Consider the following 22,044-nt stretch of genomic DNA (forward strand, 5'->3'; position numbering starts at 1 on the left):
TTCCCGCCATAACAGTATTTTGTCGTCAAATCCATGAGATCATGAATAAGACGACAAGATGTGCGGATCGGAAAAATACTAGCTACCGACGCCATGATCCAGATTATTGTTATCCATCAGGTTATTAAGAATATCAGCATCACTGCCGCCCAGGGCGAACAGGTCAACATCCTTGAAGGTGACTTTCTTCGTAACATCACCATTGGCAGTATCACTGATCTCCATCACTGTATCATTGCCACTGGCAACAAAATGGAAATGCTCATCAAGGCTATCACTTGGGTCCACCAGAATATCATCCAGTTTCAGTACATCACCTTCATCGGTGCTGAAGTCGGTAATAGTCAGCTCGGCAGGGTTTTGCGCTGTGCCGGTGGTATTGAAATCAAAGATATCAGTCCCCAGCCCACCAGAAGCAGTGACGTCGTCATGGTCAATGGTGAAAATATCGTCCCCTATATCGCCGATCAGTGTATCCAAACCAGCACTGGAACTATGATCAAAGCCCGCCACCCGATCGCTGATGCTGTCCACATCATTACCGCTGCTGTCACTCAGGCTGCTGCCGGTATAGCTGAACAGTAGCTGTTCTGAACCGTCCATCTGGGCACCATCAAAGGTCACGGTAACTTCCTGACCGTTTATAGCAACTCCAGTCACCAGACGTGCACTGCCATCAATTTGAACGGTAAAGTCAGAGTTCAAGGGCGAGCCGGAAATGGCTTCGGAGAAGCCCAGCACCAACTCATTACCGGAAGCCAGCGATGAGGTTAAATCAGGCGCTTTCAGATCCGACTGAGTCACACTGCCTGAAGCAAGTGCATCGGTGGTTGACGCGTTCCCGGCCAGATCCTTAATAAATCCGGCGGAGATATCCAGTGCATCATCGCTATAATCACCACCAGAGTTGGTTTCAATACTATCAGCTTTGGCCGCTGCCAACTCAATAACGAGTGTACTGTTATCCAACACTTTGGCGGACAGTACATCATCTTCAGTGAAGCTCTCGGTCAATGATCCATTGACTTTATAGCTGAGTTTGCTCCAGTCCAACACCAGCCTTAACTCAGCACTGTCGGCGGCGGTGTTGCCACTTAAAATATCATTGAAGTTTGAACCCGACAGCTCCAGCTGATTGGTATCGGGGTCATAACTGGCCGAGGCAATGGTGGTGAGCGGAGCAGTCGTATCGATAATCAGATCTGAACTGTTGTTATCCAGGGAACCTGCTCCTGAAGGTGCTGTCAGGGCGATACTCTGCTCTGAATTGACCGTTATAGCGCCATTACTCCATGAAGAAGTTGCAGGCTCTTTAAACACAGTATCGATGGGGTTGGACGCCGCAAGGGAGATATTGCCAGTAACATTATCGCCACTCTGAATTGTATAACGGTATAAAAAGCTGTTGTTATACTCGCCGGATAAGTGGGCAGTCGTGTCCATTACTGCGGTTTGTTGCGTGCCGCCAATATTAAACCGGAGTTCAGGTGCTGTACTGTAGTCAAGTTTAACCACATGGTTGAAATCCACCTGAATCAACAACTCCTCACCGGCTTTATAAGTGTCATTCACAGAGACAACACGAACATCCGTAATTGCGTTGCCTTGCCTCCCCAGCGCGGTTGGCGCATCCGTAGGAGAGAGAATTTCCATATCCAGACCGTTTGACGGTGACGAAAAAGAATAGTCGTTGCCAGCACGGTCTACCAGAAACCCTTCTTCAACGTGTACAACCATAATGTCTGGCCAGTCACTGTAGCCCCGAAAGTCTTGTTCAAACGCATCAGCCCCACTCTGGTTCAGGTCTATTTTCATCTCATGACCTATTGTTGGGTGCCGTTCAAAACTACTGGCCGAAAAATCATCTGCATTGAAATAATGCCGCTCGCCAGTCTCTGTATTTTCAACGTACAGCTTGCTCCAGTCCGGCGTCATCTGGCTGACTTCGTTGGAATTAAGTATTTGATTACCATCTGAATAAATAAATATCCGCCCCGGCGTATTCTCACTTGCGTTGCCCACCCAGAAATTAACCGCACCCAGACCTGGTAATGAAGGAGCAGTGGTATCAACTTCAAGTGCCGCATTGGTGGCTAGAGAGTTCACTTGTGCCCCCGATGGTAGCGTACTAACATCAACCGAATTACCAGCAAGGTCGGTAATGCTGCCGTTGGACAGATCCAGGCTGCTGACATCCAGGTCCGAGCTATTCTCACCGCTGCCAACCGTGTAATTGAACACCAGTTTGTCCGTTCCGGCACCGCTGGAGTAGGTGGCCTGACCACCAGTATCCAGATTTAGGGCTGGAATTCCACTAATATCAACAGCTTCAGTAAAAGACACCTCGATCTGGATTACCTTGCCTTCATTGTAAGGGCCATCCGAGGTCAGGCTATCAACTGAGGTAATTTCTGGAGCATTAACATCAATGGTGGCATTGCCCGTCTGAGCCAGTGCATCGTTACTGTTAACCGGAGGCAGCTTGGTCAGCATGTTATTCCCTGCGGAATCAAAGACCATGACTCCAGCAGGTATGGTCAGTGCCGTATCCGAGGCATAATTAAGCCCCTGGGTGTTTTCACTGTTGCCCGAGCCAACGGTATAGACAAACCTCAATGTATCGCTACCTGCACCACTGTCGTAAGTAGCTACAGCACCATTATCCAGTGCCAGGGTTGGGTAAGTGCTGGCATCAGAAGGGTCTATGCCACTGACATTCACAGACTCACTGAGCTGGACAAGGATGACCACTTCATCACCATTAATGAAGCGACCCGGATCTTCAAGCCGCACCTGCACTACTGTTGGAGCAGCAATATCGGCATAATCCAGAGCCAGGTCACTGACAGCTGCTGCCCCTTCGTTACCCGCCAGATCCTTCAGGAATCCCGCCTGAATATCAACACCGTCCTCCGAGCCCTTGTAGCCAAAAATACCCTCAAGTTCAGCAGCCTTGGCGTCAGTCAACTGAATCGACAGGGTATCCGTTCCTGCCAGACGGGCAACCGTCACATCACTGGCAGAGAAGCTGACGTTCTGGGTGATACCGTCATCCTTGTCGATATCAATTACCAGCTTGCTCCAGTCCAGCCTGCCTGAAAGATCGGCGGTGGCACTTTCGCTGTTGTTCAGCAGTTGATCAAAATCCGCTCCCTTCAGCAGGAGCTGGTTTTTGTTTTCATCGTAGGCGGCACTGGTGATGGTGGTGGTAGCTGCATCCGTGTCGATGACAATTTCACTGTTACCTGCCAATGACTCAGTGCTGGCGGTTCCGGGCAATGTCAGACTAACGCTACTGCCAGCGCCATTGACCAGAGAACTCACAGCCGACGAACCGACATGGCCGTTACTGAACGTCAGAGAACTGGTATCACGATAGTTGAGGTCATCAATGTTTTCCCCGGCACTAACGGTATGGCGGAACACAAACTCCCTGGTGCCATCACCGGAGACGTAAACTGCATTACCCCCATAAGGATCAGCTTGGGTCGGCTGCCTGTCATTGAGCAACAACAAAAGAGGATCATTGTTGGCATCGTAATTTTGCAGCGAGACCTTTTCACTGAACCGTACACGAATCAGAATCTCATCACCGGCCTGATAGCTTCCGTTTACGGTATCAGAGGAAACATTAAGAACCGTAGCGCCGTTGCTGGTGACCGTGACCGCCTGGTCAGCAAGGGCATCCGTAGTAGATCGGTTGCCCGCTCGGTCAGCCATAAAGCCTTGACTGATATCCAGTGCGGTGTCCCCTGATACGGTACTGAAACCATTGTTGTCCAGTACCTTGTTGACGCCTTCATCAATGACAATCTCAACCCGGTTGTTGTGAATCTCTACTGAACCAATATCGGAGGCGTCAAGACTGACACTTTCAAAGCTACCATCAGGCTGTTTCAGTTTTAAGGAGAGTTTGCTCCAGTCAAAGCGCGACAGGCCATCTCCGGTCAGGCTCAGGCCAGCGGATTCGCCACTGCCCAATAACGCATCAAAACCACTGCCATTGATGGTCAGCTTTTGATCGTTGGCGCCTTCGGGAGCCAGGGTAACCCCGGTAATAGACACATCAGGGGCGGAGCCATCAATCATGATATCCGCCGAACTGGCCAGTGAATCGCTATTGGCAGCAACAGGAACCGTCAACACAGCGGCATTGCCCGACAGGTCTTTAATCGTGCCACCATTAAGTTGTAAGGCACTGGCACTGAGCACATCCAGGTCAGGCGCCTCGTCTCCTGGCTGAACGGTGTACTCAAACACCAGATCCTGAGTGCCAGACCCGGAACTGAACCGGGCAGCAGAGATATTGTCACCAGTGCCCAGCAACAGTACCGGCGTCCCCTTCACCTCCACAGCTTCATCAAAGCTCACCTGCAAGCGGATAACGGAACCCGTTGCGTATTCCCCATCCGCTGTCAAGCTGGTGATACCGTTAACAGAAGGTGCAATACCATCAGGAGGCAGTATGAAGATCTCCACGCCAGCGCTATTGCCATCGTTCATGGTGTTACCAGCCGCATCCTGGAAGAAGCCATCACTGGTAATCCGGATCAGATCCATACCTTCCTCATTACCATAGCCTGAGGTGGCACGCATGCTGGAAAGCTTGCTACTACTGATCTTGATGTTCAATTGTTGATCGTTCACGGCCAGAGCGGATTCAATATCAGCCGCGCTAAAGCTGATATCCGTGTTACTACCACTATTGTCAACAACCCGCCATGAAAGTTTGGACCAGTCCAGTCTGCCAGTCAGATCGGTATCGGTGGACTCTCCTGGTGACAACAGTGAGCTGAAACCATCACCGGAGAGCGTCAGAATACCCGCTGAACTGGCTGAGCTGCTGCTGAGTCCTACGGTAGGAGACACCGTATCAATCCTGATGTCGTTTTGTTGAGCCAGGGCTCCGGCTTCATTCAGGTCAGGCAGGAGCAAGTCTGCGTTGTTACCTAAAAGGTCGGTGATCGTGCCGCCATCAAGATCCAGTGCAGAGGTGGATAATGCATTGAGGTCAGCAGACTCATCGGGGTTCGCCACCGTGTAAGTAAATGACAGGACATTTGTTCCTGTACCACCGCTGTACGTAGCAAGACGGTCAACGGTTCCTGTTTCTAGCTGCAGGGTTGGATTCCCTGTAACCTGAACTGGCTCAGAAAACTCTACCTTGACGGTAATAGTGTCACCATCGCGATACCACTGATCCGCGTCATCACTGTAAAGACGCACAACTTCCGGGTTACCCGCGCTGTTGGTCACGTTGTCGACGGAGAAGCCGGATATCAAAGAGGTGTCATTGCCGACAAGGTCTTCCAGGCGATCATTGTCCAGAGCACTACCCGCAGCGGACGGAGTGTAATCCAGAGTGACCGACTGGCCATCCGTAATCGCTTTGGAGAGCGTCAGGGTCAGCTGCTGGCCATTGATGGCAAGACTACTGACCGATTCACTTTGCCCATCCACGACAATACTGAACAGGGAGGGGTTGATGGTGGCATTATCATTCAATGCCTCACTGAAGCTTAATGTCACAGTGTTACCATCCACCTCGGCGGTGGACAGACTGGGCGAAATCGTATCCGTGATATTGGTGACAGTCACGTCGCCATGATTGAGGGCAGCGGCGTCAAAACCCCGCAGATCTTCGACCCGGTCGTTGTTACTACTACTGTCAGCACTGGACAGACTGTAGCTGAATGTCACCGACTCCCCGTCTGCCACAGGACTGGCGAGCTGCACCGTCACCTGATTACCGCTGATCGAGGCACTGCTGACCGACCTGCTGGCACCCGCCACCTCAACATTCAGAATACCGGTCAGACTGACACTCTCGTTCAGATCCTCTGAGTAAGTCAGGACAAGGGTGTCACCGTCCACCACAGCATTGTTGAGAGTAGGTACTGATGTATCAGTATTATTCTCAACCAGGGCACTAGTGAAATCACTGCTATCATTGCCCTGAGCATCTTGAATGGGCCCGCCCCCATTATTGCTGGCATCCACCACGCTATAAGACAACTGAACAATATCCGCATCGCCAACCGGGCTGTCCAGGGACAGTGTCATTCGGCTACCGGAAATACTGACGTTTGATACCGTGCGGCTGCCACCACCCACCAGAGACAGAGTGAAGGCACTGCTATCAGGAACGCTGCCATGGTCAAGTGATTCATTATAATCAATGATCAGCTGATCACCCTCTACGGTCATATTCTGGCGGACTGCTGCTGAAACATCAGGTGTCACTGTAGCTGAAAAACCGCTCAATGCCGCAAACGGGTTGATCCCTACCTGTTCCTGAAGAGCATTACTGCCCGGTGTATAATCAAGTGCCAAACTGCCCGAGGGGCTGACGGCTGTGTCCAGGCTTAGGCGAATCTGGGTATCATTAAGGTAAGAGACATTAAGAACATTGACGGCGCTACCATCAATGGCCACATCAAAGTCAGCCAGGTCAGGAACGCTGTCCCTGTCCATATTTTCACTAAAAGTCAGCACCAGATTCTGGGTATTGGCCACGATTTCAGCAGAGGACAGGGTGGGGGCAGTACCTGAGAAAGTGACGCTTGAAGTATCCGTTGTGACATTGCCAGCACTGTCTGTCTGGGTAACGGTAATATCGAGTTCGCCGTCAGACAGGCTACTGACATCCAGCTCGCTGCCTGCCAGAGTCCATGTGCCATCTACATCAACAGTGACAGTCACAGAGACAGTAGCAGCCGATGAATCCTCAATGCTGACCTGGATAGAAGCGCCCGGCTCACCTACACCAGAGACCAGAACAGCACCTTCTTCAGTAGCATCAATCTGATTGTCACCCATTACGGTGTCATCAATAGCAATAGTGCGGCTCAGGATTAACTGCCCATCGCTCTGCAATTTTTCAATAATTTCCTGATCGGTGTTGCCCAGAGATGAGAGATCCGTGTTTTCCAGCACAATTTGCTGAACTATATCGCCACCGGCCACCGTGCTGATATCAATAATGGTGTCACTACCTTCTACACGGAACTGGATAAACTGGTCAGCCGAAGTACTTTCTTCACCACTGAGCAGGGTGTGCAAATCGAGAATATCACCACCGGCACCAACAGAAAAATCTGTAATATGGTCAACAGCTGGGTCGGCAGCGGTGCCACCATCACCAGCTTGCCAAACCAACCGATCCTGACCACTGCCACCTGTTAACCAGTCATCGCCCTCACCACCAATCAGAACATCAGCGCCTGCCTCACCGTACATAAAGTCAGTATCGTTGCCACCCGTCACAGTATTACTCTGTGCATCACCCCGGCTGACATCTGCGCTATAAGTGGTCGCAGAACTGGCAACACCACCTGCTTCCGTCGAGGTAACACTGATATTCAGCGGATCACCGTCGTTCAATGTTAAGGAGGGCGTGAAGCTCCAGTTACCATCACTGCCAACCGATGCACTGTAATTGTTACCATTGATAGTAAAATTCAGCACGGCATCTGGTTGACCGGTACCGGTGATTACGGGCTGGAAACTGCCATCTAGCATCACCGAATCAATTTTAGGCGGTGTATAAAAGTCAATGGTATAGGCACTGCTCTCCAGCGCACCATCACTCACCTTGAAACCTACACTGCCATGATGGCTACCGTTAATGCTGGCATCTGCGGTAAATTCCAGGTTGGGAATATCACTGGCACTGACTACCTGGTTAATGGAGACGGCACTGCCGTTTAATGTCAGGCTTCCCGAAGCAGGCAGGGATGTCAACGTAATGGAAGCAAGGCTATCCCCTGAATCCACATCGCTGAAGCCAAATTCAGCAAGAGTAAACGTATGCTTTCCCGCTTCACTGAGACTCAGATTGTTATCAGCTGCAATGGGTGCGTCGTTGGTGCCGTTAATGGTAATCACTATATCGTGGGTGGTGCCATCCAGAGACCTCACCGTAATGGTTTCATTCAGGCTGTCACCATCCCCGAGAGCCTGAATAGCTGACTGACTGTTATCCGCTGAATAGCTCCAGCTGCCATCGGTGTTCATGGTCAGTGAACCATAGGTGCCAGATATAGTCTCTCCGGTAAAACTCCCCTCGCCGTTATCTACATCGTTCACACTCAGGCTTCCTGTTGCAGTCAGGATATTACCAGCATCTTCAGCAACACTACCGGTGTCTGTACCACTGATCACCGAAGCATCGTTGGTGCCAGTTAATGTGATAGTCACCTGCTGATCGACGGTGCCGCCTTCGCCATCGTCAACAGTCACGGTGTAGGTCTGGGTCAGGGTCTGGCCTGCACCCAGGTAATCAATGTCCGCATCATCAACACTGAAACTCCAGTCGATCCGGCCGCTGCCGTCGCCCTGGGTGTCGTCCGCCACGGTGGCGGTGAGGCTGCCCAGATAACCATTGGCACCGGCACTGACGCTGACAGTCTGCTGGTCACTCAAATCGACATCGGCGATGGTGAACGAGCCGGTGTCAGTCAGGCTGTTGCTGTTCTCACCAGCACCGCCGTCGACGATCTCGGTCACGGCCCCGGCCACATCGGTGGCACTGCTGATGGTCGGTGCGTCGTTAGTACCGGTCAGGGTGATACTCACCTGCTGATCGACGGTGCCGCCTTCGCCATCGTCAACAGTCACGGTGTAGGTCTGGGTCAGGGTCTCGCCTGCACCCAGGTAATCAATGTCCGCATCATCAACACTGAAACTCCAGTCGATCCGGCCGCTGCCGTCGCCCAGGGTGTCGTCCGCCACGGTGGCGGTGAGGCTGCCCAGATAACCATTGGCACCGGCACTGACGCTGACAGTCTGCTGGTCACTCAAATCGACATCGGCGATGGTGAACGAGCCGGTGTCAGTCAGGCTGTTGCTGTTCTCACCTGCACCGCCGTCGACGATCTCGGTCACGGCCCCGGCCACATCGGTGGCACTGCTGATGGTCGGTGCGTCGTTAGTACCGGTCAGGGTGATACTCACCTGCTGATCGACGGTGCCGCCTTCACCATCGTCAACAGTCACGGTGTAGGTCTGGGTCAGGGTCTGGCCTGCACCCAGGTAATCAATGTCCGCATCATCAACACTGAAACTCCAGTCGATCCGGCCGCTGCCGTCGCCCTGGGTGTCGTCCGCCACGGTGGCGGTGAGGCTGCCCAGATAACCATTGGCACCGGCACTGACGCTGACAGTCTGCTGGTCACTCAAATCGACATCGGCGATGGTGAACGAGCCGGTGTCAGTCAGGCTGTTGCTGTTCTCACCAGCACCGCCGTCGACGATCTCGGTCACGGCCCCGGCCACATCGGTGGCACTGCTGATGGTCGGTGCGTCGTTAGTACCGGTCAGGGTGATACTCACCTGCTGATCGACGGTGCCGCCTTCGCCATCGTCAACAGTCACGGTGTAGGTCTGGGTCAGGGTCTCGCCTGCACCCAGGTAATCAATGTCCGCATCATCAACACTGAAACTCCAGTCGATCCGGCCGCTGCCGTCGCCCAGGGTGTCGTCCGCCACGGTGGCGGTGAGGCTGCCCAGATAACCATTGGCACCGGCACTGACGCTGACAGTCTGCTGGTCACTCAAATCGACATCGGCGATGGTGAACGAGCCGGTGTCAGTCAGGCTGTTGCTGTTCTCACCTGCACCGCCGTCGACGATCTCGGTCACGGCCCCGGCCACATCGGTGGCACTGCTGATGGTCGGTGCGTCGTTAGTACCGGTCAGGGTGATACTCACCTGCTGATCGACGGTGCCGCCTTCACCATCGTCAACAGTCACGGTGTAGGTCTGGGTCAGGGTCTGGCCTGCACCCAGGTAATCAATGTCCGCATCATCAACACTGAAACTCCAGTCGATCCGGCCGCTGCCGTCGCCCTGGGTGTCGTCCGCCACGGTGGCGGTGAGGCTGCCCAGATAACCATTGGCACCGGCACTGACGCTGACAGTCTGCTGGTCACTCAAATCGACATCGGCGATGGTGAACGAGCCGGTGTCAGTCAGGCTGTTGCTGTTCTCACCTGCACCGCCGTCGACGATCTCGGTCACGGCCCCGGCCACATCGGTGGCACTGCTGATGGTCGGTGCGTCGTTAGTACCGGTCAGGGTGATACTCACCTGCTGATCGACGGTGCCGCCTTCGCCATCGTCAACAGTCACGGTGTAGGTCTGGGTCAGGGTCTCGCCGGCACCCAGGTGATCAATGTCCGCATCATCAACACTGAAATTCCAGTCGATCCGGCCGCTGCCGTCGCCCTGGGTGTCGTCCGCCACGGTGGCGGTGAGGCTGCCCAGATAACCATTGGCACCGGCACTGACGCTGACAGTCTGCTGGTCACTCAAATCGACATCGGCGATGGTGAACGAGCCGGTGTCAGTCAGGCTGTTGCTGTTCTCACCAGCACCGCCGTCGACGATCTCGGTCACGGCCCCGGCCACATCGGTGGCACTGCTGATGGTCGGCGCGTCGTTAGTACCGGTCAGGGTGATACTCACCTGCTGATCGACGGTGCCGCCTTCACCATCGTCAACAGTCACGGTGTAGGTCTGGGTCAGGGTCTCGCCGGCGCCCAGGTAATCAATGTCCGCATCATCAACACTGAAACTCCAGTCGATCCGGCCGCTGCCGTCGCCCTGGGTGTCGTCCGCCACGGTGGCGGTGAGGCTGCCCAGATAACCATTGGCACCGGCACTGATGCTGACAGTCTGCTGGTCACTCAAATCGACATCAGCGATGGTGAACGAGCCGGTGTCAGTCAGGCTGTTGCTGTTCTCACCTGCACCGCCGTCGACGATCTCGGTCACGGCCCCGGTCACATCGGTGGCACTGCTGATGGTCGGTGCGTCGTTAGTACCGGTCAGGGTGATACTCACCTGCTGATCGACGGTGCCGCCTTCGCCATCGTCAACAGTCACGGTGTAGGTCTGGGTCAGGGTCTGGCCTGCACCCAGGTAATCAATGTCCGCATCATCAACACTGAAACTCCAGTCGATCCGGCCGCTGCCGTCGCCCAGGGTGTCGTCCGCCACGGTGGCGGTGAGGCTGCCCAGATAACCATTGGCACCGGCACTGACGCTGACAGTCTGCTGGTCACTCAAATCGACATCAGCGATGGTGAACGAGCCGGTGTCAGTCAGGCTGTTGCTGTTCTCACCTGCACCGCCGTCGACGATCTCGGTCACGGCCCCGGTCACATCGGTGGCACTGCTGATGGTCGGTGCGTCGTTAGTACCGGTCAGGGTGATACTCACCTGCTGATCGACGGTGCCGCCTTCGCCATCGTCAACAGTCACGGTGTAGGTCTGGGTCAGGGTCTGGCCTGCACCCAGGTAATCAATGTCCGCATCATCAACACTGAAACTCCAGTCGATCCGGCCGCTGCCGTCGCCCTGGGTGTCGTCCGCCACGGTGGCGGTGAGGCTGCCCAGATAACCATTGGCACCGGCACTGACGCTGACAGTCTGCTGGTCACTCAAATCGACATCGGCGATGGTGAACGAGCCGGTGTCAGTCAGGCTGTTGCTGTTCTCACCTGCACCGCCGTCGACGATCTCGGTCACGGCCCCGGTCACATCGGTGGCACTGCTGATGGTCGGTGCGTCGTTAGTACCGGTCAGGGTGATACTCACCTGCTGATCGACGGTGCCGCCTTCGCCATCGTCAACAGTCACGGTGTAGGTCTGGGTCAGGGTCTGGCCGGCGCCCAGGTAATCAATGTCCGCATCATCAACACTGAAACTCCAGTCGATCCGGCCGCTGCCGTCGCCCTGGGTGTCGTCCGCCACGGTGGCGGTGAGGCTGCCCAGATAACCATTGGCACCGGCACTGACGCTGACAGTCTGCTGGTCACTCAAATCGACATCGGCGATGGTGAACGAGCCGGTGTCAGTCAGGCTGTTGCTGTTCTCACCAGCACCGCCGTCGACGATCTCGGTCACGGCCCCGGTCACATCGGTGGCACTGCTGATGGTCGGTGCGTCGTTAGTACCGGTCAGGGTGATACTCACCTGCTGATCGACGGTGCCGCCTTCGCCATCGTCAACAGTCACGGTGTAGGTCTGGGTCAGGGTCTCGCCGGCGCCCAGGTAATCAATGTCCGCATCATCAACACTGAAACTCCAGTCAATCCGGCCGCTGCCGTCGCCCTGAGTGTCGTCCGCCACGGTGGCGGTGAGGCTGCCCAGATAACCATTGGCACCGGCACTGACGCTGACAGTCTGCTGGTCACTCAAATCGACATCGGCGATGGTGAACGAGCCGGTGTCAGTCAGGCTGTTGCTGTTCTCACCTGCACCGCCGTCGACGATCTCGGTCACGGCCCCGGTCACATCGGTGGCACTGCTGATGGTCGGTGCGTCGTTAGTACCGGTCAGGGTGATACTCACCTGCTGATCGACGGTGCCGCCTTCGCCATCGTCAACAGTCACGGTGTAGGTCTGGGTCAGGGTCTGGCCTGCACCCAGGTGATCAATGTCCGCATCATCAACACTGAAACTCCAGTCGATCCGGCCGCTGCCGTCGCCCTGGGTGTCGTCCGCCACGGTGGCGGTGAGGCTGCCCAGATAACCATTGGCACCGGCACTGACGCTGACAGTCTGCTGGTCACTCAAATCGACATCGGCGATGGTGAACGAGCCGGTGTCAGTCAGGCTGTTGCTGTTCTCACCAGCACCGCCGTCGACGATCTCGGTCACGGCCCCGGCCACATCGGTGGCACTGCTGATGGTCGGTGCGTCGTTAGTACCGGACAGGGTGATACTCACCTGCTGATCGACGGTGCCGCCTTCGCCATCGTCAACAGTCACGGTGTAGGTCTGGGTCAGGGTCTCGCCGGCGCCCAGGTAATCAATGTCCGCATCATCAACACTGAAACTCCAGTCGATCCGGCCGCTGCCGTCGCCCTGGGTGTCGTCCGCCACGGTGGCGGTGAGGCTGCCCAGATAACCATTGGCACCGGCACTGACGCTGACAGTCTGCTGGTCACTCAAATCGACATCGGCGATGGTGAACGAGCCGGTGTCAGTCAGGCTGTTGCTGTTCTCACCAGCACCGCCGTCGACGATCTCGGTCACGGCCCCGGTCACATCGGTGGCACTGCTGATGGTCGGTGCGTCGTTAGTACCGGTCAGGGTGATACTCACCTGCTGATCGACGGTGCCGCCTTCGCCATCGTCAACAGTCACGGTGTAGGTCTGGGTCAGGGTCTCGCCGGCGCCCAGGTAATCAATGTCCGCATCATCAACACTGAAACTCCAGTCGATCCGGCCGCTGCCGTCGCCCTGGGTGTCGTCCGCCACGGTGGCGGTGAGGCTGCCCAGATAACCATTGGCACCGGCACTGACACTGACAGTCTGCTGGTCACTCAAATCGACATCGGCGATGGTGAACGAGCCGGTGTCAGTCAGGCTGTTGCTGTTCTCACCAGCACCGCCGTCGACGATCTCGGTCACGGCCCCGGCCACATCGGTGGCACTGCTGATGGTCGGTGCGTCGTTAGTACCGGTCAGGGTGATAGTCACCTGCTGATCGACGGTGCCGCCTTCACCATCGTCAACAGTCACGGTGTAGGTCTGGGTCAGGGTCTCGCCGGCGCCCAGGTAATCAATGTCCGCATCATCAACACTGAAACTCCAGTCGATCCGGCCGCTGCCGTCGCCCTGGGTGTCGTCCGCCACGGTGGCGGTGAGGCTGCCCAGATAACCATTGGCACCGGCACTGACGCTGACAGTCTGCTGGTCACTCAAATCGACATCGGCGATGGTGAACGAGCCGGTGTCAGTCAGGCTGTTGCTGTTCTCACCAGCACCGCCGTCGACGATCTCGGTCACGGCCCCGGCCACATCGGTGGCACTGCTGATGGTCGGTGCGTCGTTAGTACCGGTCAGGGTGATACTCACCTGCTGATCGACGGTGCCGCCTTCACCATCGTCAACAGTCACGGTGTAGGTCTGGGTCAGGGTCTGGCCGGCGCCCAGGTAATCAATGTCCGCATCATCAACACTGAAACTCCAGTCGATCCGGCCGCTGCCGTCGCCCTGGGTGTCGTCCGCCACGGTGGCGGTGAGGCTGCCCAGATAACCATTGGCACCGGCACTGACGCTGACAGTCTGCTGGTCACTCAAATCGACATCGGCGATGGTGAACGAGCCGGTGTCAGTCAGGCTGTTGCTGTTCTCACCAGCACCGCCGTCGACGATCTCGGTCACGGCCCCGGCCACATCGGTGGCACTGCTGATGGTCGGTGCGTCGTTAGTACCGGTCAGGGTGATACTCACCTGCTGATCGACGGTGCCGCCTTCGCCATCGTCAACAGTCACGGTGTAGGTCTGGGTCAGGGTCTCGCCTGCACCCAGGTAATCAATGTCCGCATCATCAACACTGAAACTCCAGTCGATCCGGCCGCTGCCGTCGCCCTGGGTGTCGTCCGCCACGGTGGCGGTGAGGCTGCCCAGATAACCATTGGCACCGGCACTGACGCTGACAGTCTGCTGGTCACTCAAATCGACATCGGCGATGGTGAACGAGCCGGTGTCAGTCAGGCTGTTGCTGTTCTCACCAGCACCGCCGTCGACGATCTCGGTCACGGCCCCGGCCACATCGGTGGCACTGCTGATGGTCGGTGCGTCGTTAGTACCGGACAGGGTGATACTCACCTGCTGATCGACGGTGCCGCCTTCGCCATCGTCAACAGTCACGGTGTAGGTCTGGGTCAGGGTCTCGCCGGCGCCCAGGTAATCAATGTCCGCATCATCAACACTGAAACTCCAGTCGATCCGGCCGCTGCCGTCGCCCTGGGTGTCGTCCGCCACGGTGGCGGTGAGGCTGCCCAGATAACCATTGGCACCGGCACTGACGCTGACAGTCTGCTGGTCACTCAAATCGACATCGGCGATGGTGAACGAGCCGGTGTCAGTCAGGCTGTTGCTGTTCTCACCAGCACCGCCGTCGACGATCTCGGTCACGGCCCCGGTCACATCGGTGGCACTGCTGATGGTCGGTGCGTCGTTAGTACCGGTCAGGGTGATACTCACCTGCTGATCGACGGTGCCGCCTTCGCCATCGTCAACAGTCACGGTGTAGGTCTGGGTCAGGGTCTCGCCGGCGCCCAGGTAATCAATGTCCGCATCATCAACACTGAAACTCCAGTCGATCCGGCCGCTGCCGTCGCCCTGGGTGTCGTCCGCCACGGTGGCGGTGAGGCTGCCCAGATAACCATTGGCACCGGCACTGACGCTGACAGTCTGCTGGTCACTCAAATCGACATCGGCGATGGTGAACGAGCCGGTGTCAGTCAGGCTGTTGCTGTTCTCACCAGCACCGCCGTCGACGATCTCGGTCACGGCCCCGGCCACATCGGTGGCACTGCTGATGGTCGGTGCGTCGTTAGTACCGGTCAGGGTGATACTCACCTGCTGATCGACGGTGCCGCCTTCGCCATCGTCAACAGTCACGGTGTAGGTCTGGGTCAGGGTCTCGCCTGCACCCAGGTAATCAATGTCCGCATCATCAACACTGAAACTCCAGTCGATCCGGCCGCTGCCGTCGCCCAGGGTGTCGTCCGCCACGGTGGCGGTGAGGCTGCCCAGATAACCATTGGCACCGGCACTGACGCTGACAGTCTGCTGGTCACTCAAATCGACATCGGCGATGGTGAACGAGCCGGTGTCAGTCAGGCTGTTGCTGTTCTCACCTGCACCGCCGTCGACGATCTCGGTCACGGCCCCGGCCACATCGGTGGCACTGCTGATGGTCGGTGCGTCGTTAGTACCGGTCAGGGTGATACTCACCTGCTGATCGACGGTGCCGCCTTCACCATCGTCAACAGTCACGGTGTAGGTCTGGGTCAGGGTCTGGCCTGCACCCAGGTAATCAATGTCCGCATCATCAACACTGAAACTCCAGTCGATCCGGCCGCTGCCGTCGCCCTGGGTGTCGTCCGCCACGGTGGCGGTGAGGCTGCCCAGATAACCATTGGCACCGGCACTGACGCTGACAGTCTGCTGGTCACTCAAATCGACATCGGCGATGGTGAACGAGCCGGTGTCAGTCAGGCTGTTGCTGTTCTCACCAGCACCGCCGTCGACGATCTCGGTCACGGCCCCGGCCACATCGGTGGCACTGCTGATGGTCGGCGCGTCGTTAGTACCGGTCAGGGTGATACTCACCTGCTGATCGACGGTGCCGCCTTCACCATCGTCAACAGTCACGGTGTAGGTCTGGGTCAGGGTCTCGCCGGCGCCCAGGTAATCAATGTCCGCATCATCAACACTGAAACTCCAGTCGATCCGGCCGCTGCCGTCGCCCTGGGTGTCGTCCGCCACGGTGGCGGTGAGGCTGCCCAGATAACCATTGGCACCGGCACTGATGCTGACAGTCTGCTGGTCACTCAAATCGACATCAGCGATGGTGAACGAGCCGGTGTCAGTCAGGCTGTTGCTGTTCTCACCTGCACCGCCGTCGACGATCTCGGTCACGGCCCCGGTCACATCGGTGGCACTGCTGATGGTCGGTGCGTCGTTAGTACCGGTCAGGGTGATACTCACCTGCTGATCGACGGTGCCGCCTTCGCCATCGTCAACAGTCACGGTGTAGGTCTGGGTCAGGGTCTGGCCTGCACCCAGGTAATCAATGTCCGCATCATCAACACTGAAACTCCAGTCGATCCGGCCGCTGCCGTCGCCCAGGGTGTCGTCCGCCACGGTGGCGGTGAGGCTGCCCAGATAACCATTGGCACCGGCACTGACGCTGACAGTCTGCTGGTCACTCAAATCGACATCAGCGATGGTGAACGAGCCGGTGTCAGTCAGGCTGTTGCTGTTCTCACCTGCACCGCCGTCGACGATCTCGGTCACGGCCCCGGTCACATCGGTGGCACTGCTGATGGTCGGTGCGTCGTTAGTACCGGTCAGGGTGATACTCACCTGCTGATCGACGGTGCCGCCTTCGCCATCGTCAACAGTCACGGTGTAGGTCTGGGTCAGGGTCTGGCCTGCACCCAGGTAATCAATGTCCGCATCATCAACACTGAAACTCCAGTCGATCCGGCCGCTGCCGTCGCCCTGGGTGTCGTCCGCCACGGTGGCGGTGAGGCTGCCCAGATAACCATTGGCACCGGCACTGACGCTGACAGTCTGCTGGTCACTCAAATCGACATCGGCGATGGTGAACGAGCCGGTGTCAGTCAGGCTGTTGCTGTTCTCACCTGCACCGCCGTCGACGATCTCGGTCACGGCCCCGGTCACATCGGTGGCACTGCTGATGGTCGGTGCGTCGTTAGTACCGGTCAGGGTGATACTCACCTGCTGATCGACGGTGCCGCCTTCGCCATCGTCAACAGTCACGGTGTAGGTCTGGGTCAGGGTCTGGCCGGCGCCCAGGTAATCAATGTCCGCATCATCAACACTGAAACTCCAGTCGATCCGGCCGCTGCCGTCGCCCTGGGTGTCGTCCGCCACGGTGGCGGTGAGGCTGCCCAGATAACCATTGGCACCGGCACTGACGCTGACAGTCTGCTGGTCACTCAAATCGACATCGGCGATGGTGAACGAGCCGGTGTCAGTCAGGCTGTTGCTGTTCTCACCAGCACCGCCGTCGACGATCTCGGTCACGGCCCCGGTCACATCGGTGGCACTGCTGATGGTCGGTGCGTCGTTAGTACCGGTCAGGGTGATACTCACCTGCTGATCGACGGTGCCGCCTTCGCCATCGTCAACAGTCACGGTGTAGGTCTGGGTCAGGGTCTCGCCGGCGCCCAGGTAATCAATGTCCGCATCATCAACACTGAAACTCCAGTCAATCCGGCCGCTGCCGTCGCCCTGAGTGTCGTCCGCCACGGTGGCGGTGAGGCTGCCCAGATAACCATTGGCACCGGCACTGACGCTGACAGTCTGCTGGTCACTCAAATCGACATCGGCGATGGTGAACGAGCCGGTGTCAGTCAGGCTGTTGCTGTTCTCACCTGCACCGCCGTCGACGATCTCGGTCACGGCCCCGGTCACATCGGTGGCACTGCTGATGGTCGGTGCGTCGTTAGTACCGGTCAGGGTGATACTCACCTGCTGATCGACGGTGCCGCCTTCGCCATCGTCAACAGTCACGGTGTAGGTCTGGGTCAGGGTCTGGCCTGCACCCAGGTGATCAATGTCCGCATCATCAACACTGAAACTCCAGTCGATCCGGCCGCTGCCGTCGCCCTGGGTGTCGTCCGCCACGGTGGCGGTGAGGCTGCCCAGATAACCATTGGCACCGGCACTGACGCTGACAGTCTGCTGGTCACTCAAATCGACATCGGCGATGGTGAACGAGCCGGTGTCAGTCAGGCTGTTGCTGTTCTCACCTGCACCGCCGTCGACGATCTCGGTCACGGCCCCGGTCACATCGGTGGCACTGCTGATGGTCGGTGCGTCGTTAGTACCGGTCAGGGTGATACTCACCTGCTGATCGACGGTGCCGCCTTCGCCATCGTCAACAGTCACGGTGTAGGTCTGGGTCAGGGTCTCGCCGGCGCCCAGGTAATCAATGTCCGCATCATCAACACTGAAACTCCAGTCAATCCGGCCGCTGCCGTCGCCCTGAGTGTCGTCCGCCACGGTGGCGGTGAGGCTGCCCAGATAACCATTGGCACCGGCACTGACGCTGACAGTCTGCTGGTCACTCAAATCGACATCGGCGATGGTGAACGAGCCGGTGTCAGTCAGGCTGTTGCTGTTCTCACCTGCACCGCCGTCGACGATCTCGGTCACGGCCCCGGTCACATCGGTGGCACTGCTGATGGTCGGTGCATCGTTAAAACCCTCAATTGTCATTGAAGCCGTCTGGTTAACCACTCCCCCATGCCCGTCTTCAACTTGATAGCTGTACTCAAGCTTTTCCGACTCTCCTGCCGCCAAATGGTTATAAGCGGATGAATCCAGAGATAAGCTGTTGCCATCCTCTGAGAGACTGATACCAACGGGATCACCAGCGGTGAGCCGGAGTTTCATAACATTTAAGGTATCGCTTTGATCAATATCTCTGGCACCTGCCAACAAATCGATACTCTGCAAGGATGAATTCTGATCTGTCCGCAATAAAATTGCATTTTGAACCACCGGGTCATCATTACTTCCTGCCAGGGTGATGCTGGCGGTTTGGGTTGTGAAATCTCCCTGTGAATCCGACACTTGGTATTCGTAGGTGATGATTTCCGTCTCGCCAAAGGCAAGGTACTTATAAGCTTCCGGGTTAATAACCAGCTCTGATCCTTCTCCGCTCACACTAAAGCCGACTTCATTACCAGAAACCAAGCGAAGGCTCGTAACGGACAATTCATCGTTCAGATCCTTATCACTAGCTTTTTGTAAAAGATCCAGACTAATGCCAGAATCATTCTGGTTTAGATCAAGAACAATCGGGGCCTCTACTTCAGGTGTATCGTTGACACCTTCTACCGTTATGCCTACAGATGCCTGACTTCTGTTTCCCTGTGAATTGATAACCTCAAAGACAAAAGTAACAGTCTGGTTTTCACCCGGTGCCAAATAATCAAAGTCGGCTCCAGGCTTAAACTCAAAAGAGCCGTCACCACTAATATTTATTGAACCTGCTTCCGGTGCAGAAACCAGGGAGTACGTCAATGCTCCACCAGCACCACCACTGTTATCTGTCGCAGAAAGCTGTCCCTGAAAGATCGGTGCATCTTCATTAGCATCCATTGACGACGCCAGAGCAACGGGCTGGTACGAAATAACGGCAGGCTCTGGAGACTCCGATTCATTCTCAGATTCTTGTTGTTGAACAATATTGTTAGTGACAGACCTGCTGCTGGCAGCCAAGATCTCTGAAGACTCGATAATTGATTCCTGATCTACCTGGTCATCACTTTCAAGTGTGATAACAGGCATATCTAACGGGGCGAGCTTGGGTTCTGTCTGGTCAGGGCTTCTCTCTTCAGAGGCATCTTCCCTGGACGCTGAAGATTCTGCAACGGAACCGCCGACATCTGCTCCTTCAGCAATGGCGTCCTGAATCTCTTCATCAGCCAGCTCTTCCTCGACCTGTTCTTCATCGATATCAGTATCCTGACCAGACAGCACACTGTCTGTAAGAGTATGTGGCTGCTGCCCACTCAGTTCCAGAATCTGATTATTGGATGTTGTAATGAAAACGGGATCACCATTTTCCGAAACTACCCGATCATTGAGAAAAACTTTGTCCCCTGGTTCGAGAACTATTTGGGTTCCATCCGGCTTTATGGCGATTACTTTACCAGATGCTGCTGAGATCTCACCAATGGCAGGTGCAGAGTTTCCTGAGCTTGAATTCATATTTCTGTACTCTCTCTGAATCCTGAGGGAATCGAGGAAAGTCAATCCAATTGCTGTGCAGCCAATTCAGCACAGAATAAGGCGAGTTCCCTTCGCTGCTACATTCACGAAATTCCGAAAAAACAGTTTAAAGTTTACTAGTTTCAGGTTAGACAGATTAAAATAACTTTATTGAAATGCTCCGACATTCAGTTTTTAAATCTCTCTAAGAGGCATTTGTAGCAAAGGTTACACCTTCCATTACTTTGCACTTTCGAGCAAGTTAACAACTTTTAAACTACTTTTCTTGGCAGATAATTTCTAATGAATGAAGCTCATCTGGGAAATTGATATGATTTCTTCTTAAAATCGCTGTTATTATACCGACACACCTTTACCAGCCACCTCATACTGAATGGCGGCAAACTTAGAGTATTGCAAACAAGACTCAGCTATTTCGATCTCAGGATGACTATCAAGTATGTCATACTTCTTAGGTTAGACATTAAGCCCCACCCACAGCACAAAGACCTAATCTTGTACGCCCTGAACAGCCATCTCGTGCAGGGTGTTCACGTTTCGCATTATCTGCCCAGAAGTCCAGCAGCTTCCTTGTATGTGAGAGCAGAGACTTTCCTGCATTCATCAGAGATAAAACGACATTACCAAACAGCCGGGTTCCACTTTTCATCGCCTTATGCGTCGAGATTTCTTCAATGGCTCCACTTTCGTAGAGGTTCGCCTGCGCAGCATGGGCAAGATACCTTTTCAACGTCACAACCACGAAGGACATCAGAATCAGGCTAAAAACCAGTGTCGCTGATTTAGTGTTAAAACGATGCCACCCTAAATAGGACTTGATCTCTTTGAAGATAAGCTCTATCTGCCATCGTAGACGATAGGCCTGAAGTACTTCACTCAGGGTGAACTCAACCCGGTTAAGGTTGCTTACAACGAATACCCATTTCAGTCTCCTGTCATTCCAGCGGACAACCAAACGATATGGCCAGGCTTTGAATCCTGGCCATTCTACATCCAAGTCGAGGCATTGATCTTTAGGGAAGCCAGACAACACCTCCTTAAGTTTTTTCCCTTTGTAGCGATTGAGATTTTTGCCATCCTCTCGTACTGCGCTGAGTATCGTCGGGTTGATACTCTGAGGTGCCTTGCAGATAAAAGACCCCTCCCGATCATCAATGGCAGCAAAGCGTTCCAACTCAAAATAACCGGCATCGATCAGCATCAGGATATTAGCCATGGAGGTTGGCAGTGGTGGCAGACAGTCTCTTTCTGAACGGGTATCTTCAGTGAGCTGCACGCGCACCAGATTGTTGGTAAGAAGATCCATTGTCGTATGAAGTTCGACAGCAGCAGGACTGACCGTTGAGAACCTGCCGGGAAATGTTTCCTTTAGGGCATCGTAGACAGCCTGCGATGAGCCGTCATGAATCAGAATGTGCTCAAACTCTGAAAATGGACTGTCCTCATCAAACGCCATGACTTTGCGGGTAAAGACTTCCAGACATTGCACCCATAGCCAGAGGACAAGAGCAGGCATCGCGTCTTTTTTAGCTTGATTTGCCCAGGAACGATAAGAGACATTCAGCCCCGTCAACTCATTAAATTTACGGTGGAGATCGGCTTGAGTATCGCAGTTTCCATCACCAGCAAGGGCATCAATCAGTGAAAGGATAAAGTCCAAGGGGCGGATATCTCGCTGTCGTATAGTAAAACCAAGCTGTTCCGCCATGCTGAGGAGTTCAGACCGGTCAAAACACGTCAGCAGTT

The 22,044-nt window shown here is 55.4% G+C and carries 2 protein-coding genes; both read right to left on the reverse strand.

The window, feature by feature from the left end:
• Nucleotides 1-78: 78 nt before the first annotated feature.
• Nucleotides 79-20,277, reverse strand: coding sequence for a VCBS domain-containing protein (locus P6910_RS12635; RefSeq protein WP_317141657.1), 20,199 nt, complete (start codon nt 20,275-20,277; stop codon nt 79-81).
• Between the two features lie 484 nt (nt 20,278-20,761).
• The gene (locus P6910_RS12640; RefSeq protein ID WP_317146543.1) at nt 20,762-22,042 is read right to left on the reverse strand and encodes an IS4 family transposase; all 1,281 of its coding nucleotides are present in this window, start codon (nt 22,040-22,042) and stop codon (nt 20,762-20,764) included.
• Nucleotides 22,043-22,044 lie beyond the last annotated feature (2 nt).

The organism is Endozoicomonas sp. 8E (assembly GCF_032883915.1).
Taxonomy (GTDB): Bacteria; Pseudomonadota; Gammaproteobacteria; order Pseudomonadales; family Endozoicomonadaceae; genus Endozoicomonas_A.